The sequence below is a fragment of the Chitinilyticum litopenaei DSM 21440 genome (assembly GCF_000428145.1).
Taxonomy (GTDB): Bacteria; Pseudomonadota; Gammaproteobacteria; order Burkholderiales; family Chitinibacteraceae; genus Chitinilyticum; species Chitinilyticum litopenaei.
Window position 1 is genome coordinate 1 of the sequence record NZ_KE386633.1, and the last position, 1,085, is coordinate 1,085.

General features: G+C 66.2%; 1 pseudogene. It reads right to left on the minus strand.

The features are described 5' to 3' along the window. Positions 1-272: 272 nt before the first annotated feature. Positions 273-1,085: pseudogene (locus tag C515_RS24720) on the minus strand (hypothetical protein); the annotation flags it as partial.

Here is a 1,085-nt window from a genome sequence, read left to right on the forward strand (position 1 = left end):
CAGACGACCTGTTCGTTGGCGTTGACGCCATGAACCTGGAAGACGTTTTTGGCAAGGTCAATGCCGATGCGGATAATGGTCATGATGGGCTCCTCGTTCCGTTTGGACTGGTTGGTGACACGTCCCAGTCTGGCACTTGATGCCGTTTCAGGAGGGAGGAGTCCATCCCATTGGCTTTCGCCGGTATGACGAGTTGCTGAGCTGGCTACCTAATCAGGAGGCCTCGCGCGTCATCACGAAGATCTCTCACGCCCCATCTCCAAAGCGGGTCGTCAGTCGCCCAGCAGACCGCGATCCTTCAGCTCGTCCTGCACCAGCGCGACGATGCGCTCGCCGATCTTGCTTTCCAGCTCGGCGCAGACGGCATCGGTAAGCTGGCGCAGCGTGTCGCCATAGAGCGAGCTCATCAGCCGGGCGAAATGCTGGCGGGTGAGCTGTTCGACCTCGGCGGTGATTTCCACTGCCAGATGTGCGCCGACCATGGCGGAAATGTCCTGCACATCGGCGTCCGTCAGCCGGGCCGGTTCCGGGGCCGGTGCTGGCTGGTCGGCGAGAGTGGCCTCACCCAGCAAGGCGCTCAGGTCTTCGTCAGGGCCGGGCTCGATGCTGAGGATGTCGCCGCTTTCCGGATCTTCCCAGACCAGCGCGGCGGGGTGGTCGGCCTCGCGCAGGGGCGGAGTTTCCGGCGGCATTTCGCGCGACCAGAAGCTGGGGTCAAGCTGGCCGGCGGCGGGCTCCAGCGCGGGTGGCGGGGTGATGGCGGGAAAGGCGAAATCGCTTGAGTCGGCGCTGGCCGTCACGTTCAGCTCTGCGCCGTCATCCAGTGTCAGTTCGCCTTCGTCCAGTGCCCAGAATTCGCGATCCAGCGTGGCCTCGTCGGCGGGCAGCGCAGGATAGGCGGGCAGGGCCGGGTTGCTGGCGGCGCTTGCTGCGGCAGGTGTTTGCGGCTGGGGCGCTGGCCGATTGGCGGGGCTTGCGGCCGGGGAGGATGGATTAAACTGGCTGGCAGCCGGAGCAGCCGGAGCAGCCGGAGCAGCCGGAGCAGCCGGAGCAGCCGGAGCAGCCGGAGCAGCCGGAGCAGCCGG